This window comes from Burkholderia sp. MSMB1459WGS (assembly GCF_001534535.1).
In the GTDB taxonomy this organism is placed as follows: domain Bacteria; phylum Pseudomonadota; class Gammaproteobacteria; order Burkholderiales; family Burkholderiaceae; genus Burkholderia.
Genome location: NZ_LPMU01000059.1, coordinates 176,683 through 195,268, shown reverse-complemented (window position 1 = coordinate 195,268; position 18,586 = coordinate 176,683). Strand labels below are relative to the sequence as shown.

The 18,586-nt window shown below is 66.0% G+C and carries 11 protein-coding genes; all 11 read right to left on the bottom strand.

Annotation, left to right across the window (positions count from 1 at the left end):
• Positions 1-4 precede the first annotated feature (4 nt).
• The 11 genes from WT97_RS22190 to WT97_RS22140 all read right to left on the bottom strand — a co-directional run bounded on the left by WT97_RS22190 (position 5) and on the right by WT97_RS22140 (position 18,466).
• Positions 5-2,128, bottom strand: a complete 2,124-nt coding sequence (locus WT97_RS22190) for a phospholipase effector Tle1 domain-containing protein (RefSeq protein WP_060354437.1) — start codon at positions 2,126-2,128, stop codon at positions 5-7.
• Positions 2,129-2,133: 5 nt separating this feature from the next.
• Positions 2,134-2,613, bottom strand: a complete 480-nt coding sequence (locus tag WT97_RS22185) for a DUF3304 domain-containing protein (protein ID WP_059792494.1) — start codon at positions 2,611-2,613, stop codon at positions 2,134-2,136.
• A gap of 8 nt (positions 2,614-2,621) precedes the next feature.
• Positions 2,622-2,996: a DUF805 domain-containing protein gene (locus WT97_RS22180; RefSeq protein WP_059792492.1), complete on the bottom strand. Its 375-nt coding sequence runs from the start codon at positions 2,994-2,996 to the stop codon at positions 2,622-2,624.
• Entirely contained in the window at positions 2,993-3,886 is an 894-nt protein-coding gene (locus WT97_RS22175; protein WP_257128548.1) for a DUF4123 domain-containing protein, read from the bottom strand. Before WT97_RS22175 ends, WT97_RS22180 begins: the two co-directional genes overlap by 4 nt.
• Before the next feature lie 5 nt (positions 3,887-3,891).
• A complete protein-coding gene (locus tag WT97_RS22170; RefSeq protein WP_060354435.1) occupies positions 3,892-6,696 on the bottom strand; it encodes a type VI secretion system Vgr family protein in 2,805 nt (934 codons plus the stop codon).
• 342 nt (positions 6,697-7,038) lie between these two features.
• Positions 7,039-7,965, bottom strand: a complete 927-nt coding sequence (locus WT97_RS22165) for a hypothetical protein (protein WP_059792486.1) — start codon at positions 7,963-7,965, stop codon at positions 7,039-7,041.
• Positions 7,962-11,660, bottom strand: coding sequence for a type VI secretion system Vgr family protein (locus tag WT97_RS22160; RefSeq protein WP_060354434.1), 3,699 nt, complete (start codon positions 11,658-11,660; stop codon positions 7,962-7,964). Before WT97_RS22160 ends, WT97_RS22165 begins: the two co-directional genes overlap by 4 nt.
• A 61-nt stretch (positions 11,661-11,721) precedes the next feature.
• Positions 11,722-14,121, bottom strand: coding sequence for a DUF2235 domain-containing protein (locus WT97_RS22155; protein ID WP_060354433.1), 2,400 nt, complete (start codon positions 14,119-14,121; stop codon positions 11,722-11,724).
• Positions 14,118-14,726 carry a DUF3304 domain-containing protein gene (locus WT97_RS22150; RefSeq protein WP_059792479.1) on the bottom strand — a complete coding sequence of 203 codons (609 nt, stop codon included), beginning with the start codon at positions 14,724-14,726 and terminating at the stop codon, positions 14,118-14,120. The genes WT97_RS22155 and WT97_RS22150 overlap by 4 nt, the downstream gene beginning before the upstream one ends.
• Positions 14,727-14,810: 84 nt before the next feature.
• Positions 14,811-15,668, bottom strand: coding sequence for a DUF4123 domain-containing protein (locus WT97_RS22145; RefSeq protein ID WP_060354432.1), 858 nt, complete (start codon positions 15,666-15,668; stop codon positions 14,811-14,813).
• 2 nt (positions 15,669-15,670) lie between these two features.
• Positions 15,671-18,466, bottom strand: coding sequence for a type VI secretion system Vgr family protein (locus WT97_RS22140; protein ID WP_060354431.1), 2,796 nt, complete (start codon positions 18,464-18,466; stop codon positions 15,671-15,673).
• Positions 18,467-18,586: the final 120 nt, after the last annotated feature.

Sequence of the window (18,586 nt, the reverse complement as noted above, 5' to 3'; positions counted from 1 at the left end):
CAGACTATCGAACGACCGTCGTGCCGGACGGTGCCGATACGGTCGATACCAGCGACTGGTACACGTCCGCGACTCGGTCCAGGAACGACTTGTCGGGTGCGGTCGCGATTTTCTGCATTGCCCGCGTGTTCATGTAGTTCTTGATCGACACGAGGTGGCTCCACACCGCCTCGACATCGCTCTCGGCCATGCTGTCGTGCACGTGCTTCACGAACAGCGGATACATCGCCTCGACCTGAGGCAGGCGTTCGCCCGGATTATTCCAGAGCCAGAACAGCGCTTGCGCCTGCGGATCGGTGTTGAATATCGACGGTGGCAGTTCGCCGCCGAGCTGCTTCATTGCCTGCTTGCCATCGAACCCGTATCCCGGGCGCGTACCGTGCTGCTTCTGGTAATCGATCTCGCGCACCAGCTTCTCGTAACGTCCGTACGCCAGCGGATTGGCCGCACCGCCGAGCCAGCCCGGCTTGCGCTGTGCCGCGGCCGTGCGATTCTCGGCCTGGTCGTACCACATGCGCAGCCACTGGATATATACGACCATGTGGCCCTTGAGTTCGCCCTGGATGTCCTTCGGCAGATCGGTCACGACGATCGGGCGCGGCGGCGCGGGATCGGGCACGCGGCAACCGTCCGTCATGTCGGGCACGGGCTTCGGATTGAGGAAATCGAGCGGCCCGATCGACGGTTTGAGCGTCGCCGACGGATAGCCGATGCCCGTGCCCAGTGGCGTCAGCGGCGGAATCTCGCGCGTCGTCGCCACGAGCTTCTTGACTGCCAGCCGGTAGTCGAGCTGGAAATTCTGGATCTCGAGCGGTGCGACGATCTGCTGATACAGCGCACCGTCCTCGTTCGCCAGCGCGGTCAGGCTCGGCATCGGAACGCCCGCGCCGTACGCGCGGTGGTACATCATCTCGAGCGGCACGCGCGCCAGCTTGTCGGAAATACCGTCCTCGCCTTCGATCGCGCCGCCGCCCACGTCCACCTGCGCGCCGGGAAACAAGCGTTCCTGCCGCCGACCGCGCATGTCGGACGGGTCGACACCGAGCATCGTCAGCGGCTTGTACACGCGCAGTTCGTGGGCGGCCGCGTAGTGCACGCATTTCTCGATGTCCGGCGACAGGATCAGATCCGACGACACCGCGTTGCTCAACGGGATGTAGCCCGTCAGCAGGTTGTCGTCGAAGCGGTTCGTCACGCAATCGAACAGCCCCATGAATTTGATCTTCACCGGTACGCCGTCGTATTTTCCGCCCTTGGCCACCTCGTCGAGCAATTGCTTGGCAAAGGCCAGTGCAAGGCCGCCGCCCATGTCGTAGCCGAAGATCGCGACATGGATCTTGTTCACCGTGCCGGCCTGCTTCGCGCCGGCCACCGCCGCCTTGAAATCCTCTTCGGCCGCCTTCAGGCGCGTATCCACGCCCGTATTGAACAGTGCGGCGCCCAGCTTCGTATCGCGCGTGAGCCGGAACGACTCGGCCGCCGCGCCCAGTGTTTCCTTGCCGACCTCCTTCAGCACGGTTTTCGGAATCCGGTACGGATACTTGACGACGTCGCGCCAGAAGCCCTTCCATTCGTGCCGCAGATAGCGCAGCGCGCGATTCTTTTCCGACCCGGGCCGCTCGATCACGCGCTCGATCCGCTTGCGCGCGTCGCCCAAGCCGTCCTTTGTCTTGCCGACCAGCGTATCGAACGTGTCGCTCACACGATTTCCGAACGTCGGATTGCTGATCTTGCCGCTCTGCTTCCACGCATCCTCGGCCGCCTTCTGCGCCTTTTCCTTGGCCTTGTCGACCGTCTGCTCCTTGAGCTTGTCGCCGGCCTTCTCGCTGACCGTATCCGTCGCCTTGTCCTTCAGGACCTCGCGCAGCACACCGGCCTCGGGGTCGAAATCCGCGCCGAGTCCCGGATAGTAGAAGCGCCGCATGTTCTTGTTCTTCTTGTCGTACGCGGCGTTGAACAGCTTCAAGATATTGGTTCGCGGCCCGTCCTTCTCGCCGAAGCCGAATCCGTCGAAATAGAAACTGACCCACAGCATGTGTTCGCATGCGGGACACATCTGCTCGGCCTCCGCCTTGACGCGGTCCGTCTCTGCGGAGACGGCGTCCTTCTTCAGGTTGATTTCGGCCATGGCAGTTACTTCTCCTGCGTCGGTTTGAGCTCGGGTGCATTCATGTCGTCGACCCACTGCAGCTCGGCCGTGCCGTTCTTGCGGAAATACACACGCAAATAGCGCGACGTCGGCGATTCCGGCTGAGGAATGGTCACGTCGATCGTCTTGCGCTCGGGCTGGATACCGCGCTGAATGTCGTCCAGCGGCTGCGCGAATTCCCAGAACAGCTTCACCTTCTGCCCCGGCGTCACCTTGCAGCCGCAGGCGAAACCGCCGCCACCGCCGAATGCCTCACCGTCCTCGCGTGCCGACGGATTGCCGAAGCATCCTGACTTATGCTCGTTGTCGAGCCAGAATTCGTGGAGCTTGCGACCGTACTCGTTGTATCCGGTGACGCACACGTTATGCGGCTCCGCCGATACGTCGACGCCGTGCTTGCCGCATGCGGCAAGCACACCGAGCCCGACCAGCGCCAAAACGTGCATCCCTGCTCTGAATTTCATCGATACCCTCACACACTTCTGTCGTTGTTAGCTGCATCCGGCGATGGCGGACCGAACCGGTTGCGCGCGTCGTCCCCGCGATAGAACCCGTTCATCGCAATGGCGATGAACGCGCCTCCGACCGGGATCGCATGAAGAAGCGTCCACCATCCGGACTTGCCGATGTCGTGCCATCGCCGGACCGACACCGCCACGAGCATCCAGATCATCACGATCGCGAATGCCCAGCCGACGACATCGACGAACGTCTGGGCCCGCTGCGCGGTGGGTAAATCGGCGAGCGCATCGAGCGCGGAGCCGGCGAGCAACAACGGCACGGTCACGCACCACCATTGCAAGCGCCCGGCCCGGCCGCGCAGTGACAACAACGCCGGCACGCTCATCGCTGCGCCCCCTGTTTCGTCTCGGCATCCGCGGGGTCGCTCTGATCGATCAGGCGATCGAGCAATGCGTCGCACAACGCGTCGTGATCATGCCGATACGCAGCGATGCACTCGGCGACGACGCTCTCATCGCCAAGCTCCACGTGGCCAACCATCGCTAGCGTCGCACCGATCCGGTAAGCGAGTCGATCGTCACTCAACCCCTGCGCGTCCAGCACACCGATCAGACGGCGCATGCGTGCGTAAGTGTCGAACGGATCCGCGTCGACGGGGATCCGGCCGTTGCGTCGCAATTCGGCGAGTACGGCGTCGGGCCGGCTCTCGTGCCGCAAAGCGTCGAGTTCGCGGGCATCCACGCATGCGTAGAAGATTCGTTCGTGCCGGCGCGGATGCCGCACCGTACCGACGGCGCCATCGCGACGCACCCAGGTCCACGACACGCACGGCGACAACAGCGCCTGATAGCGCGACTCGGACAGCGCGCCCGCCAGTGTCTGGAACACCGCCGCGTCGTAGAACCGCAGCAGCCCGTCGCGATCGTCGGGCAGGGTCACGCGCGTCCTGACGCCGAGTTTCGGCACGAGTTCATCGAGCGGATATACGCTGACCAGCGACAGAAACGCGAACGGCCGCCGCGCGAGTTGCCGTTCGAGCAACGCCGGCACGTGCGGCGCACGATAGTCGCACACCAGCGCGCAGACCTCCGGGTTGCTCGCCTCGGGCTGGCCAGCGAGCACGTTGTGAACCTGTCCTTGCGCAATCAACTCGCGCCAGGGCGCCGCGTTGATCGGCAACTGCGACGCATCGGTCAACAGATAGCGATGGGCATCCGGAAACGCCGCATGCTCGGCCGCCGCCGTCGTTTCCCATGCCTGGAGCAGCGCGGTCATCGTCGTCATCCGCGCGTAGCAATCGCTTCGTGGCGATGCGCGAGATCCCGCATGCATTCGACGCATGCGGGCTTGTTCATCGACGGCAACTGGACGTTCGCGGACCGCGGGCCGGTCAGCGTGTGCTGGGCCGCATGGAACGTCGCCTTGCCCGGCGCGCCGATCACGATATCGTTGCCTTCCATCTTCAGGAACGCGTTGGCCGCCGTGAGCAGCAGCCGTTTCGGCGACTGCAGCGCGACACTTGCCTGCGCGCTCGATACAGTCACCGTACGCTGCGCCCTGGCGTCGAGCGTCCCGGCATTCTGCGCCTGCACGGTGACGGCGCCCGTCGCAGCGTGAAGCGCAATCCCGGCGGCCGGCACGGGGCGGCTGCCGCCCGGGATCCCGTGCGTGTACAGCGCGATGCCTTCCTTCGCGACGATGCTCGACTTGCCCTCGACCGTGAGCTGCACGTCGCGTCCGGCACTCAGCACGGTTTGCGTGCCCGACGTCCACACGTGGCTTTGCGCCGTCAGCGCGGCGACGCCGGCCGCGCCGTGCGCGACGAGATGCGGATGCTGCCACGCAACCGCACCGCCGCCGCCGGCACCGCCCGCGCCGCCGCCTTCCCGCGTTGCGCCGATCGACACCTGGCTTTGCCGCAGGCCCTCGATCGCCGCGAGTTGCGATGTCGTGCCGTCGACGGTCGCGCCACGTGGCTGCGCCGTGCTCGTGCCCGGCTCCGCACCCTGCTTGCGCGCTGAATTCGCGAGCCCTTGCAGCATCTCGCGTTGCTGCGCGAGCAGCTGGCTCGCGGCACTCGCGTCCATCTGATTCACGCCAGGCGCCGTGCTGATCAGCAAGCCGGCGCCGGCGCGCAGCGCAGCGGCCGCCTGCGTCGACAGTTCGGCGCCGTAGCCGCGATCGGCCAAACGCCGGTTGTCCTCCACCTGCTTGATGTGCCCGAGCGTCAGGCTGCTGCCATGATCGGTCGTATAAAGGCGCGCACTCGACTGGCCGGCCGTATCGTCCAGCATGAATTGCCGCGAGCCGCCCGTGCCGGTCTGGCTCGCGCTCAGGTCCTGCGTCTTGAAGCCGGTCAGCACGGCCGCGTGGTCGTTACCGGCAAACCAGGATGCCGCATTGGCCGTGCTGCCGCTCGGGCCGCCCGCCAGCGCATTGTGCTGCGCGTCCATGTTGCCTTGTCCGTTGTACAGCGCAGCGACGGCGACCGGCCGGTCGGGCTGGCCTTCCAGCCATTCGGTCCAGACTTCCTGACCGACGCGCGGCACGCTCACCCCACCCCAATTGTCGCCGCCGACTGGCGTCACCATGCGCGTCCAGGTGCCCGCGCCGCGGTCGGCCGGCGCGTTCGACGCGCGCGGGTGTTCCTCGCGACTCGCGGAATTCTGCCCGCGCTGCGCATGATGTTGAATCCGGATCCGGTGATCGCGTTCGGTATGAACCGGATCGCCCCCGCCGACCACGATGCTCGTCTGGGCGCCCGGCATCACCGCGACCGGATGCACGCGTGCACCGTGCCCGCTCGGCGCCAACGGCCGGTAAGCCTGGTCGAACGGCAGCGCGGCGAAGCGGTTCCGGTACACCTCGTCGCCGTCTACCAACGCGCCGCCAGCATGCGTCGTGGCGTCGAATGCCGCGTGCAGCGCCTGCGCGCCGCCCGGCTCGCCGGGCGCGGCATCGAGCATCGGCGGAATCGCGCCGAGCCGTTGAGCGATCGCGCCGTGCACGTCGGCGCTCACGTTCGCACGCGCGTCGTGCTCGACGCGCAAGCACACGAACGCACGCGATGGATCGAGCGACGGATGCTGCGACATCGCAAAGTGCAGCCCCGGCCGCAAATCGCGACGCGTGCCGCTGCCTTCGGTCTGCAGCGCCGCCACGCGCTGCGCATCGAGTTGCTGCTGCGCGCGCTGGTCGCCGATTGCAGCGGTCTGGAACGCGTACGGGCCTGCGACATCGCGATCCTCGCCCGGCGCGACCGCGCCGCTCGCGCGCACGCCGGACGGGCGGGTCGACAGGCTTCGATGATCCCAGCTGGCGCGCGCCACGCTGCCGATGCGCCAGCGGCGCGCGTTCAGGAATTGCCGAATGCCGCCGCGCGGGTCGCCGTCGCTCGTCTGGTGGAAACCGATGACTTCGGGTTCAGCGGGCGCGAAGCGCTGGTTCGTATCGGCCAGCACGAGCGTGTGCTTGCCAAGGTCCGTCGACTGCGCGTCGCCTTCGTGTTCGAACCAGTAGAAGATGCCCTCTTCCGCCCACAGTCGTTCGAGAAACGCGAAGTCCGATTCGCCGGCTTGTGCAGTCAGGCTGCGGTTCGCATATTTCGTCGGGTCGGCGAGCGCCCAGCGCCATGCCGGCGCGATCGCGCCACGCGCGTAGTGCGCGAAGATCTGCTCGCTGATCTCGACCACGCTCGCGTTCAGGAAGTTGTAGCTGTCGACCCGCTGATGCAGCAGCGCGAGCCATGGTTCGACGACGAGCCGCACGCGCGCAAGCCCGCCGTTGTAGCCGACGAGTTCCGCGGCCGTCACATGGCCGTGGAACGGGCGCCGCGTGTCCTGCCCGTCCGCGCCCTGCCACTCGACGAGGATCGGCGCACCGATCAGCTTGTCGAGCGGCACGTCGGGCCGCTCGGTCAGCGCGGTGATCTGAAACCGGAAGCCGCCGCGATCGAGCGACTCCCATCCGCGCAGGCTCTCGGCGACGAGCTTGTCCACGCCGAGGGGCGTGGTCAGCCACAGGAACCGGTCGTGCTGCGACCAGCCGCGGAAGAATGTCTGGATGAGGTTAGATTCGGTCGACATGATGGGTGAGTTCAGGGTTCGCGGGGCTATGTCTCAAATCAGTTCTGCCGTGTATTTTTCGATGCCCGCATACTTCGCCGGCGGCATGATGTCCATATCCCGATCGGCACCACACACGACGAAACGTCAATCTGCATCACGCCGCTCCCGCGCTGTTGCTCTGCCAGCCTTCGACTCATTGCCGACTCGGGATCGCAAGATTGTTTGTCCACATCTCCGGTCCATCGATGCGCACCTCATGCCGCCTTCGCTCCTGGATTCGAGTTCGACCGGTATGCGATTCGAGTCGGAGCGAATCGACAATTCGGGGCGAAGATCCGCGTAGCCTGCATCACGTCAGGATCACTTCCCCGTCAGTTTCACGTTTTCCAGCCGGTCCATCGGCGTAAAAAACCGCCCGTCCATTTCCTGCGGACGAAGGATGTCGAGGTTCACCGTGCCGACGAAGAGGTAGTTCCCGGCATCGACACGCCGCATTGCCGAATGATCGGTAAAGGTCAGCGCTGCGTACGGCACGACAAATTCCACCCGCTCGGGCTGGCCCGGCTTGACGACGATTTCGTGGCGGTAACGGCGGGACGTGTCGCTCAGATATTTGCTGACGAGCCTGACGTCGAATTCCACATTGTCGCTGCCGCCACCGATCTGCACATATTGCAAATCGGGACGCGCCAAATCCGCCGACCAACGATCCGGACCGTCGACCGTCACGTCCTGCTTGCCATCGTTCGAGAACGTTACCTCGATCACAAGATGCTCTTGCGCGGGCCGCACCGAGAATGTCGGATGCAGATTGATTTCCGGGGTGCCGTGCGCCAGCAAATCATGGGCAAGATCGTAAAGTACCGAGAGCTTGTCGTTGAATTGATCGTCGAACTGGTAGTTGTACGTACCCTCGTAATGGTGGCCGCCCTTGTCAAACGAATAGACGAGCACGGCCCCCTTATTGACTGCATGGATCTGGGGAATCGCCCTACTGCTCAACGTCGCCTTCACCAGATCGACATGCTGGCGATAGGTTCCTGTGAGACTCGCCGTATATTTTCCGATTCCAAAGTAACTCGATGGCGGCATCGGGTCGATATCCCGACCCCGCGAAAAATACGACACCTTGTGGCCATCGGCTGTGAAGACCATCGACGGCGACGGATTCATCTGCCCCTGTCCACTACGAATCTCGAAATAATCCGCGCGATCTTGTGCAAGCGCCATGTCCAACACTCCGAAAGAAATCATCGACATCACAACGACGAGAAAAGAGCGCTTCATTTCAGCACTTCCCAGTCAATTCCGGTCTTTTCGTTGAACCAGTCACGGAAGCCGTACATGTAGTACTTCGGAATTTCCGGCTTTTGCTGGAACATTCCGCGGCCCATCAAGTTCGTTTCGGTGGAGCGTTGCCAGTTGTCGTCAAGCTGCGCCATCGTCACGTCGACCAGATGTCGCGAGTTGATGTACTTCCCGAACACGGCGCCACCGTCAGTAAAGTACTCATCCGGCCAGCCAAACAGATGCCCGCTCTCATGCGCGATCGCATTCTGGGTCGATACCGGGACATACCGTTGCTGCCGCGGGTTCCACTCGACTTGCACTTCCCCCCAATTCGCCGAGTTCGCCCGCGTCACCTTGGGAAAGAGATTGATCTCAGCATGGCATCTCCCGGTTTGAACGAGCTCGACTTCAAGTTTCACCTTGACCTTGCATGTACATGCCTTGCCGAGCGGACACGCCTTCGGCTGCATCGAGTAATTCCCCCGGTTCAGTCCTTCCTCGATGCGCTTCTTGAAGCCCGACACGGCAGCAAGACCACCGGGTCGATCCACTACCCTGATGATCAAGCCTTCTCGTATGCCATCGCTGTTGTACGGCACCGAAAACGGCTTGCCCGTCGACGGATCCATATGGACGCGCCCCTGGTTGATCCAGTATTGATCTTTCAAATGAACCTTGATACGGACGGTGGCCGTCAACGTCGCCGTCGCAGGTGCATAGCCGATATCGTACGTCCCGGTCGATGCCGCATATTCAAGCCAGTTGGGTTTCCCATCCTTCAACTTCGGATTGCCGCCCTCGTCCGTCTCATAATAGTCCGCGGCCCCCATACTGACGGTGTGCTCTTCCTTCTTGATCGCGGGAACGTGAAGGTTGCACGGCCCACTGTGCGCAGCCGCACCTTTTTTCGGCATGCCCCCCAGTTCTCCTGACACAGGTGGCGGCGTCGAATAACCGAGCGAGGGACCCGATCCCCCATCCGCCACCGTGGGTGCGGCCGCGGAAGGCGCGGGCAGCGGTTGACCGGGCGCACGGGAAAATGCCTGCGCCGCGCCGACGGCACCGCGCGGTGTCGGTAGCGTCGCACCGGCGATCGAGCTCGCCGCACCCGCCGCACTTCCCCCCGCCACCGCCCCTCTCCCCGCCGGACTCGCCGCCAGCGCCTGCACGAGAAAGTCGCACGGATCGCCCTGCGGCAACACCGGCAGCGCCGGCAGCTTCACGCTCGTCGCGCGCGGCCCCGGGAATGGATGCCCACCTGCCTTCACCGCGAACTGCCCCGGCGTCTCGACGACGATGTCGCCACCTTTCAGCGTGATCCGGTTCGGCCCCTGCTGAAGCACGATCGCTTCCTGCGCGAGCACGTCGACGCGCTCGTCGGTCGACGTCACGCGCACGGTCTGGTCGGCGAGAATCTCCATCGTCGACGCATGCGCCTCGACGCTCACCGGCCCTTCCCCCGCGATCGCCTTGAGCCCGCCCGCCACGCTGTACAGGCTCATCGCATCGCCCGTCGCCGCGGCCACGGTGGCGCCAGCGCCCACGTGCGCGTCGCCTTGCGACGTCAGATGAACGTGCTGCGCCGCATACGACACCGCGCTGTCCGGCGTCGTCACCACGATGTTCTCCGGCGACTCCATCAGCACCGCGGGCGTCGCGAATCGCTCGACGGGATCGCCGCCGTCGCGCTGCGTCCCGGTCGGCTTGGTCGCGCTCTGACCGCCCACGCTGCCCGCATACTTGCCGTCCTGCGCAGGATCGATCGCCTTGAGGAAATCGGTCTGCACCTTGTTCGCGCTCAGGCCGACTGCCTGCGCACCGATCGCCGCCGTGTCGAGTTCCTGCGCCGTTTTCGCCGCGTCCTTCAATTGCTCCACGCGTTCGGCGACATCCATCTGCGTCGACGCGCCGAGCCGGCGCGCAGTACTCGACAGCAGCACGCCCGCGCCGGCCCGCACGGCACCCCAGCCCTGCGTCGCCAGTTCGAAGCCTTCACCGCGATAGGCGCCGCGCATCGTACCCTGCTGGTCGATCAGATAGCCCTGCGCGAGGCGCGTGTCGGCAGTCGAATTGCTCAACTCGTGACGCAGTTGTCCGGCCGCATCGTCCATCACCCAGCGACTGCCGGGTTGCCCGTCGAGGGTTTGCGTCTGCAGGCCCGTCAGCGTTCCCGAATGGTTCGCATCGCTGCCCTCGCCGGCCGAGAACGGCGGACGCACGCGCCCGCCGTACACCTGGCCGAGCACGACCGGCGCATCGATGTTGCCCGACTCGAAGCCGACCACCACTTCCGCCCCCACACGCGGCGCAAACACATGACCGAAATTCGGCCCGGCCGCCTGTTCGGCGACGCGAGCCAGGATGCCCGAACGGTGATCGCCCGGCGCGTGGCCGGCCGGATTGGACCGGCTTGCCGTATCCGTCAAGCCGCCCGGCAGCGGCGCGACACCGCGCATCCACGGAAACTGGATGCGGACCTGGTGATCGCGCGTGCTGCTGACGCGCCCACCCGGCTCGCCGACCACGATTGCGGTCTGCACCCCGTACACAGTCGGCCGGTCGCGGAACGGCGGCACGATCGGCGTGCCTTCCGGCACCGCGACGAAGCGGTTGCGATACAGGCCCTTGTCGAGCTCGCCGCGTCCGAACAACTGCCCGATTTGCGCGCCGAGGTTGTTCACGGCCTCGTGCTCGATCGACAGCGGCACGAATCGCAGGGGGCCTCCCAGATAGTCGTTCAGCGTATGGACCTTGCCGGTCTCGAGCGTGCGCGACGAGCCGCCGCCACGGTAGATCCGCTTCGCGAGCTGCAGCGCGTCGAGACGCTGTTCGGCGTAACGCTGCGCATCGCCGCTCGTGTCGAAGCGGCCGGCGCGCTGGCCGTCGTAGATTTCCCGCACCGGCAATAGCGGCGCGCCGGCATCGGCGGGCTGCTGAGCCTGGCCGGCAAGCGCATGAAGTTCCCTGGCTTTCCAGCTCGTCGCCACCACGCGATCCGGCACGAGCTGACGCCGATCGGAGAATTGCGTCATCACGCCGTCCGGATCGCCGACGTCCTGCGCATTGAATGCGATCGCGCTGCCGTCGGGCAGCCGTGCATGGCGGTCGAACACAACGACGGTATGGTCGCCCGACGGCGCCTTCCCCGCGTCCTGCCCGTGCTCGATGCGAAACGACAACCCGGCCTCGGACAGCTGCCGCAACACGAAATCGAGATCGGTTTCGCGATACTGGCCGCGCAAGCGATACGATCGCAGCGGCTCGACGCGTTCATAGCGCCAGTGCGCTTCCGGATAGTCGCCGAACACGCGCTCGCAGATCCCCTCGGCATCGAGGTCGACGAAATACAGGCAATTGCGGCGCAGTTGCAACAGCGCGAGCCACGATTCCATCGTGAGCCGATAACGCGTGAACTCGCCGTCACTCTCCGCATAAGCGGCATGCGTGATGTAACCGTTCCAGCATCGTTCGCCCGCCGCCGTCGCGAGACGCAGCCGCGAGGCGCTGCCGATCAGCGGCGCGAGATCGAGAAACGGCTCGCTCGACAGCACGTCGATCTCGAACCGGAACGATTCGCTGATCCCCTCACGACCGTGAAAGCGCTCGACCACGAAGGCGCCCGGCATCGCGGTATCGATCTGGATATGACGGGTCGCTTGCCCGTACCCCGTTAATGCGGCAACTAGATCCATGTCGTTTCTCGGCAATCGCGCGCGAATGCGTGTCGCGCCGGCTGGTTCGTATCCAATCGGTTCATCGGAACAGCTTGCTCATGTCGACGTTGCGCTGCATCTGCTGACGCATCGCCTCCATGTCTTCCTGCACGCTCGGCACATGGGGCGCGTCCCAGCGTACGCCGTTCACGTAGACGGTGCGCCAGCGCAGATATCCCCAGACGAACGAAAACTCGCGCCCCGAGTCCTGCAGCGCGAGACCGCCGGTGACTTTCGGGTCGGTCAACACGGCGCTGTCGGTCGGCGCGGTGGCATCCCGGGCCGCACGGGCTTTCCGTGCAGCCTGCTGCGCGGCGTCGTAACGTTTCAGGATGTCGGCCTGCTGCGCGGTCAGCGGCGAACGCGGTTCAGGCTCCGGCGCGACGTTGGCGGCCGGTCCGAGCCCGAGCGCACCCGCCCCCATCATCTGCATGATCTGCGCCGGTCCCGGCACGCCGAGTTGCTGGCGCTTCTTCCATTCGGCGTGCCGGCGCTCGAACTCGGCCTGACGGGTTTTCAGCGCCTTGATCTGCTTGAGGTTCCACACGTCGTCATCGTCGCCCAGCGGCTTGAACCACGCGCGCGAGTCATGCATGAAGTTGTCGTACAGCGCGCTGATCGGCGCTTGCGGCGGCCCCATGTTCCAGTCGCCCCGCACCTCGAGCCACTGCTTCCATTTCTCTTCGAGCTGCAACTGGAAGAAATCCTCGGCACGCTTGGCGCTCGCGCGCACCAGCGGGCCGACGAACGGAATCGCGGACTGCAGGCCTGCGGCGATCGGCAGGACGGCCGGCGAAATGACGGCCGCCGCCTTCGGGTTCTGCGTGATCTTCCGGCTGACCGTGTTGCCTGCGTACCGACTCACGGTCGGTCCGCCTTCCTTCTCGCACTCGAGCAGGTCGCGCCATTCGAGCCGCAGCTCCTCGTTCGCGCTGTCGAGATCGACGGCATCCTGCGGATAGGCAGCCTTGGCGGCGAGAAACGACGGTTGCGAACGCAAATTGTCGAGCCGCATCTTGCGCCAGCGCAGGTAAAGCCCGTAGTGCGCGCGCATCAGGCCCGGCGTGCCGTGCTCCTTCGCGTAGTAATAGTCGGCGCTCGTGCTCACATAGGCGGAAAACGCGCGCTTGAGCGCGGGAGAAATCGCGAACGCCGCCGCCGCTTCGGCAGCGACACCGGGCCCCTTGATATCGAGTGGCACACCGGCCTTGCGCGCTTCGCGATACATGTCGAGCAGCGGCACCTGCGACAGCTTGTCCGCATCGCTGGTGCCGCGCCCCTGCTCGCCCGGCCCGTAACCGCCGCCGACGTCCGAATGCACGCCCGGATAGACGATCTCCTCATGCCCGTCCCGCGACGCATCGATCAGGTCGAGCGGGAACGATCCGCGCGGCTCGTGGGCCGCGACCATATGGACGCAGCGGCGCACGTAGTGCGGCACGCCCATCAGCTCCTTGCGCCCCCAGCCGCCGTGCCCGTCGAACAGCGTCGCGGCCGTGCTTTGCGCGATGCCGACCGAAGCGACCGTATCGAAGATGCCGAGGAAGTCGTACGACACGGGCACGCCGCACAGGCTGAAATCGGGGTCCAGCGCGTCGGCCAGCCAGTTCGAGAACGTGCGGGCCTCAGCCGCCCCGCGCGAAAAACCGAACACGTACAGACGAATGCGCTGCAGTTTCGGCTTGCCCTTCACCAGCAGATCTCCAACGCGCGCCTGCAGCTGCGCGCACCGGGCCCGCAATGCGACGCGGCGTTTCTCGTCCCACGCGCGCATCGTCGCGGTCCAGTTCGCCGTATCGACTTCGCCCTTGAGCTGCGCCCAGATCGTGTCGCGATCCCACGTCAGTTCGATCCCGTTCTGCTCGGCGGCCATCAGCTTGAGCGCACCGACGCTCGAACTGCCGCGCGCGTTGATGTCGCCGAGACTGCCCGGCTTGGGTGGGTTGCCGCCGAGATCGATGCCCTTGAAATTCAGGTCGACGCTGACGGCCTTCGCGAGTTCCTTGTCGCTCTTGCCGAGCGCCGCGGACAGCGAATTGCCGAACGCGTGCGCATGCACGACGTTGTGGATCTGCAGCAGCGCCCAGTTGATGCGCCCCTCGCCGGCCCATCCCGTCGCGGCGCCGGCGGCGGCCTGCAGCCCAACGCCCTGGTCGCCGATCTCGTCGACGAACGGCGTGCCGACGCCGGCCACGTAAATGGCACTGTGATACTTGTCGCGCGGAAACACGTCGAACAGCCGCGCGACGTTGCTGTGCTTGCCGCCCGCGCGATCGCGATCGGCGTTGTTGCGCGTGCCGTCGAAAAAGATACCGACATGCAGCGTCTTGCAGCAGCTCATCCCGTCGTCGTCGTGCAGCCGACGCATGATCGCGTCCTGCTCCTCGCGTGTGACGACGCCGACGTCAGGTCGGTCGGCGCTCGCGAAGCGGAAACTCATCGCGTGATCCTCTTGTCGGGATTCCGGCACTGCGGGTCGCTGTTGCGCAACGTGAAGTTCCCCGGGCACGCTTCGTCGGGCGCCTGGAGATTTTCAGGAAAGCCGCGGTAGCCGGGCATCCACTGAGACGCATAGACCTTGATTCGATCGTGCGGAAAGAACAGGACCCACAGGAAGCCGTCCGAGAATGTGTCGTAGCGCTCGACCGGTACGACCCGGCTCGCAAGCGCCTTCGGATCCTTCCTGTACAGGTCGTCGTCCCGCCACTGCAGGTTGACGGTCAGCCCCGGATGCCATTGTTTCGGCAACGCGACACAGCAGATGATCGCGCCGCCGCCGCTGCCGATACGCGCCGGTACCGTCCCGCCCCAGGTGCCGTCGACGTAGAACGTGCCGATCGGAACGTCGGTGTAGTTGAGGGCATTCAGCTTCAGCCCCAACGTGCCGGATGCGGCCACCGCGCTCGCGACGCTCGACGCCCCGGCTGCACTGGACTCGGCAGGCGATACGTCGGTCGCGCGCGAGCATCCGGCCGTCCCGAGCAGGATGGCCGTGAACATCAGCAGCCGAGCGGCAAACGTCGTGGAACCGGCATTCAAACTCATCTTTTCATCCTCTTCTCCGACGCCGTCCGGCGCGGATCGCTATCAACCACGTGCGCTGTCGCATGCACGCGAACCCGCATCGTTCTATGTGGACGACATCGCCGGCGCGAGCTCCGTCACCAGATACCCGGCCGCCACAAGTGCATCGAGCGCGGCTCGCGACGCCGCCGCCGGCGGACCGTCGTGCCGCGCCCATGCCGCACTCACACACGCATGGACTTGCGAGGGCACAGCCACCAGACGGCCGAAACTCTCCGGACGCTGGCGAACATGAAAAATCAGCGTGTCGATCTTCGCAGCCTGTCGAAGCCGTTCGATCTGTTCGTCGTCGAGCAAGTATGGCTCGCCGTCGCGCCCGGCGCCCGCATCGCCGCCCGCCGCCTCGCCCACGGTGTCGAAATCGAGCGCAACGAGCGCCCCGGTGCGATCGAATACGTGCCACGCGTCGATGCCGTCCGTGAAGCGGCGGCGCTGTGCGGGCGTCAGCGCCGCGAGCCATGCGGGCAGGCAACGCGTATCGGCGAGACGCACCAGAAACGCTTCGCCGTCGGCCGCCGCACTCGCCTCCATCTGTCCGCGCAGATGCGCGGCGAGTGCGGCCGTATCGCGCGCGCCGCGCAGCAGGCTCACCATCGGTCGTCCGGACGTCTCGCGCAGCACGGTGTCCAGCATCGCCCGGCGCGCCGCCGCGTCGGCCGGCAACGGCACGAGGCACGGCGACATCGCCAGCAGGTCGTCGCCGTCGTACACACCTTCGTACAACACGACGACGGCATCGTCGCGCTCGACCGCGGGCATCCGGTCACGCAGCGCCGGCGCGAAACCCATGTCGAGCAGCAGGTGCCAGCGCCGGTCGGCCGGCACGCGCTCGAACAGCGCATTCAGCCGGTCCGGCGTGTCGTCGGGATAGCGGTCAATCCAGTCGGTCGTCTCGATCGTCATGCTCAGATCGCCTTGCCTGCGAGCGCGCTGCCCGACTGCATCGCGTGCAGCAGGCATTCGACACAAACCTTTTCGGGAAACTGCGGCAACGGCGTATTCAGTTGCTCAGGGCCCACGAATGCATGCTGCGCGGCATACACGACGAATTTGCCGGGGCAACCGAACGTGACGTGGCCACCTTCGATCGTCACGTGCGCCCCCCCGCTCACCGCGAGATGCACGGTCTTCTTCGCGGCGATCTCGACGTCCGCGCTCGCGGAGGCGAGCTTCAGATCGTCGCGCGCGCGCAGGCCCAGCACATCGCGCTGCGCCTGCAACGTCAGTCCGTCCTTGCCGGCGATCATGCCGATGCCGACACCCTGTGCATGGCTCGCGCCGGCCAGCCAGCCGATGCCCTGCCCGCTGTGAATGCGCAGCTGCTGCGCAGCGGCGAGATTGAAGTCGCCACCGCTGCCGAGCGACAGCGTTTCGCCGGCCGCCCATTGCAGCGCCTGCCCGGCAACCAGCCCGTACCCGCCCCGTGCCTCGATGCCGAGCACGGCGTCGCCCGTGTGCGGCAATGCGTTGCCCGTCGACCGCCGGGCGGCGTCGGCCGACGCCTGCGCGTAACCGTCCGCGCCGACCGTCGTCGCGAAACTCTGCGCAAGCGCATCGAGCGGCGCGGCGCTACCGTTCAGCGACGACTGGCCCGCCTGTTCCACACCGCGCTGCGCGGCGAACGGCAGCGTCCCATGCGTATCGGCCGTCCGGTCGAATCGCCGAACCAATGCGGTGTGCCGCGCGAGCAGCCCCCGCAGCGCGGACGCATCGCCCACCGGCTGCGCGGCGCCAGCGGGCGCATAGCTCGACACCAGCAGGCCGCGCGTCGCACGCATCGCACCGTATGCGTCCGAGCGCAATTCGACGCCCTGGCCACGGAAACTGCCGAGATAGTTGTCCGCCTGATGACGCAGATGACCGAGGTTCAATTGCGTGGCTGCGTGCGTGGTCGCCATCTGCAGGCGTCCCATGCCGTCGGAATCGTCGGCGACGAGCTGGTTGTGGCCTTGCCCGTCGAAACCCTGACTCTTGAAACCCGACAGCGCGCCGGCGTGATTGTGGCGATCCGTGCCGCCGCCGGCGCCATGCCATGCGGGGCTCAGCCCGCTTGCCAGATTGCCCTGCGCGCTCGGCGCATGATCGCCTGCCTGCGTGTAGATCGACGCGTCGAGCGGCTTGCCGGCCGCTCCGCCCGGCGAAGGCGACTCGCCGCCTTCGCCGCGGCCATTGAACAGACCGCCGAGCACGATTGGCCGGTGGATCAGCCCGTGGTGAAACTGCACGAGGACTTCATGGCCGATGCGCGGTACCTGCTGAAGGCCGTGCCCGTCGCTCGCGAGACGTTGTATGGCGCGCGTCGGATACGTACCCGCATCGTCTTGCGCCTGCCAGTGGAAGCGAATGCGTAACCGCCCCTGCGCATCGACGTGCACCGGTCCCGTCGAACCGGGCCGCGCGTCGCCTGCCGGCCCGACGACGATCGCCGTCTGCGCGCCCAGCGCCGTCGGAACCGGATTGAGTCGCTGCCCGGTTTCGTCGGCCAGCGTGGGCCGCCAGACCTGCGTTCGCGGCACCGCATCGAACCGGTTCGCATAGCCGCAAGCCTGCGCTTGCCGAACCACGCGCGGATCGAGCGCCGTCGCCGGCAACGGCCCGAGTTGCCGTTCGATGGCCTCCATGACGGTGGACGGCAGATTGTTGATCCCGACATGCTCGACGCGCGTCAGCAGAAAATCCTCGGGTGCCGCGACGCCGCGCACGGGCTGCCAACCGGCATCGACGAGTTTCAGCGCGCGTCCTGCGCGCGCCGTGCGCAGCGTGCCGTAGCCGGTCCAGAAACTGGCGCGCGACACGATCGCATCGGCCTGGCGCCGTACCGTATCTTCCGCTTGGCGCAAGCTGTCGAACGCCTCCGGGCCGACGTCGTCGTAGAGTTCCCGCGCGCCGTCCGGACGGCCGAGCGTCGTACTCGCGGTAGTCGCCCGGTTCACGCGATAGTCGCTGCTGATCAGCGTGATGCGATCGGCCGTCAGCGACAGCGACTGCCCGATTCCGAGGATCACGTCGTCGGTGCCGGTCGCCGTCCCGCTCGAGCGGCGCGGCACCCCGCCGCGTCGCGCGGACGTATCGTCCTCGGCCAGTTGCGCGCTGTCGTCGAAGACCAGCATCGTGTGCCCGCTGGGCGCGTCCTCGTCTTCGACGAAACAGAACCCGAGGCCAGCCTCGGCCAGCAGATGCTGCACGAATTCGTAGTGCGTATGGGTTCGATACTGCACGCGATACGCAACGGGCTCCAGCGCATCCAGGCGCCGGCTGGCATCCGGCGTGAGGCGCCACCGCGCGATCCCGGCGTACGGCGCGAACACCGTGTCGAGCACGTCGGCAAGCGTCTGGTTCACGAAGGTTCGCTCGTCGCGCGCATGCGTGAGTGCGGCGAGCCACGGCACGATCTGCAGATGGTAGCGAGCGAGGCCTGCGTCGTAACCCCTGCACTCGGCCTCGGCGACGAGACCGCTGCGCAGCGTCGTCGTGCCGTTCGCGAGCGTGGTACGAATCGCGACACGTTGCCCGAGCATCGCGTCGAGATCCAGTGCGGGATCCGTCGACAGCGCATCGACGTTCCATTCGAAGAGATCGGAGAGCGATTCGCGGCCGGTCCAGCGCTCGATTTGAAATGCGGCCAGCGCGCCGGATCCGTCCAGCGAATACAAGCGATTGAATGCGCCAAAAAGAGACGCAAATTCCGTGATGACGCTCATGCGGTCCCGCTCTCTCAGGATTTGACGTTTTTAAATTAGATATTGGTGCGACCAACACGGGATGATGCACGATTGCCGGCCTCGCGATCGCCATGCCGAACCGGCAGGACACACGCGGCC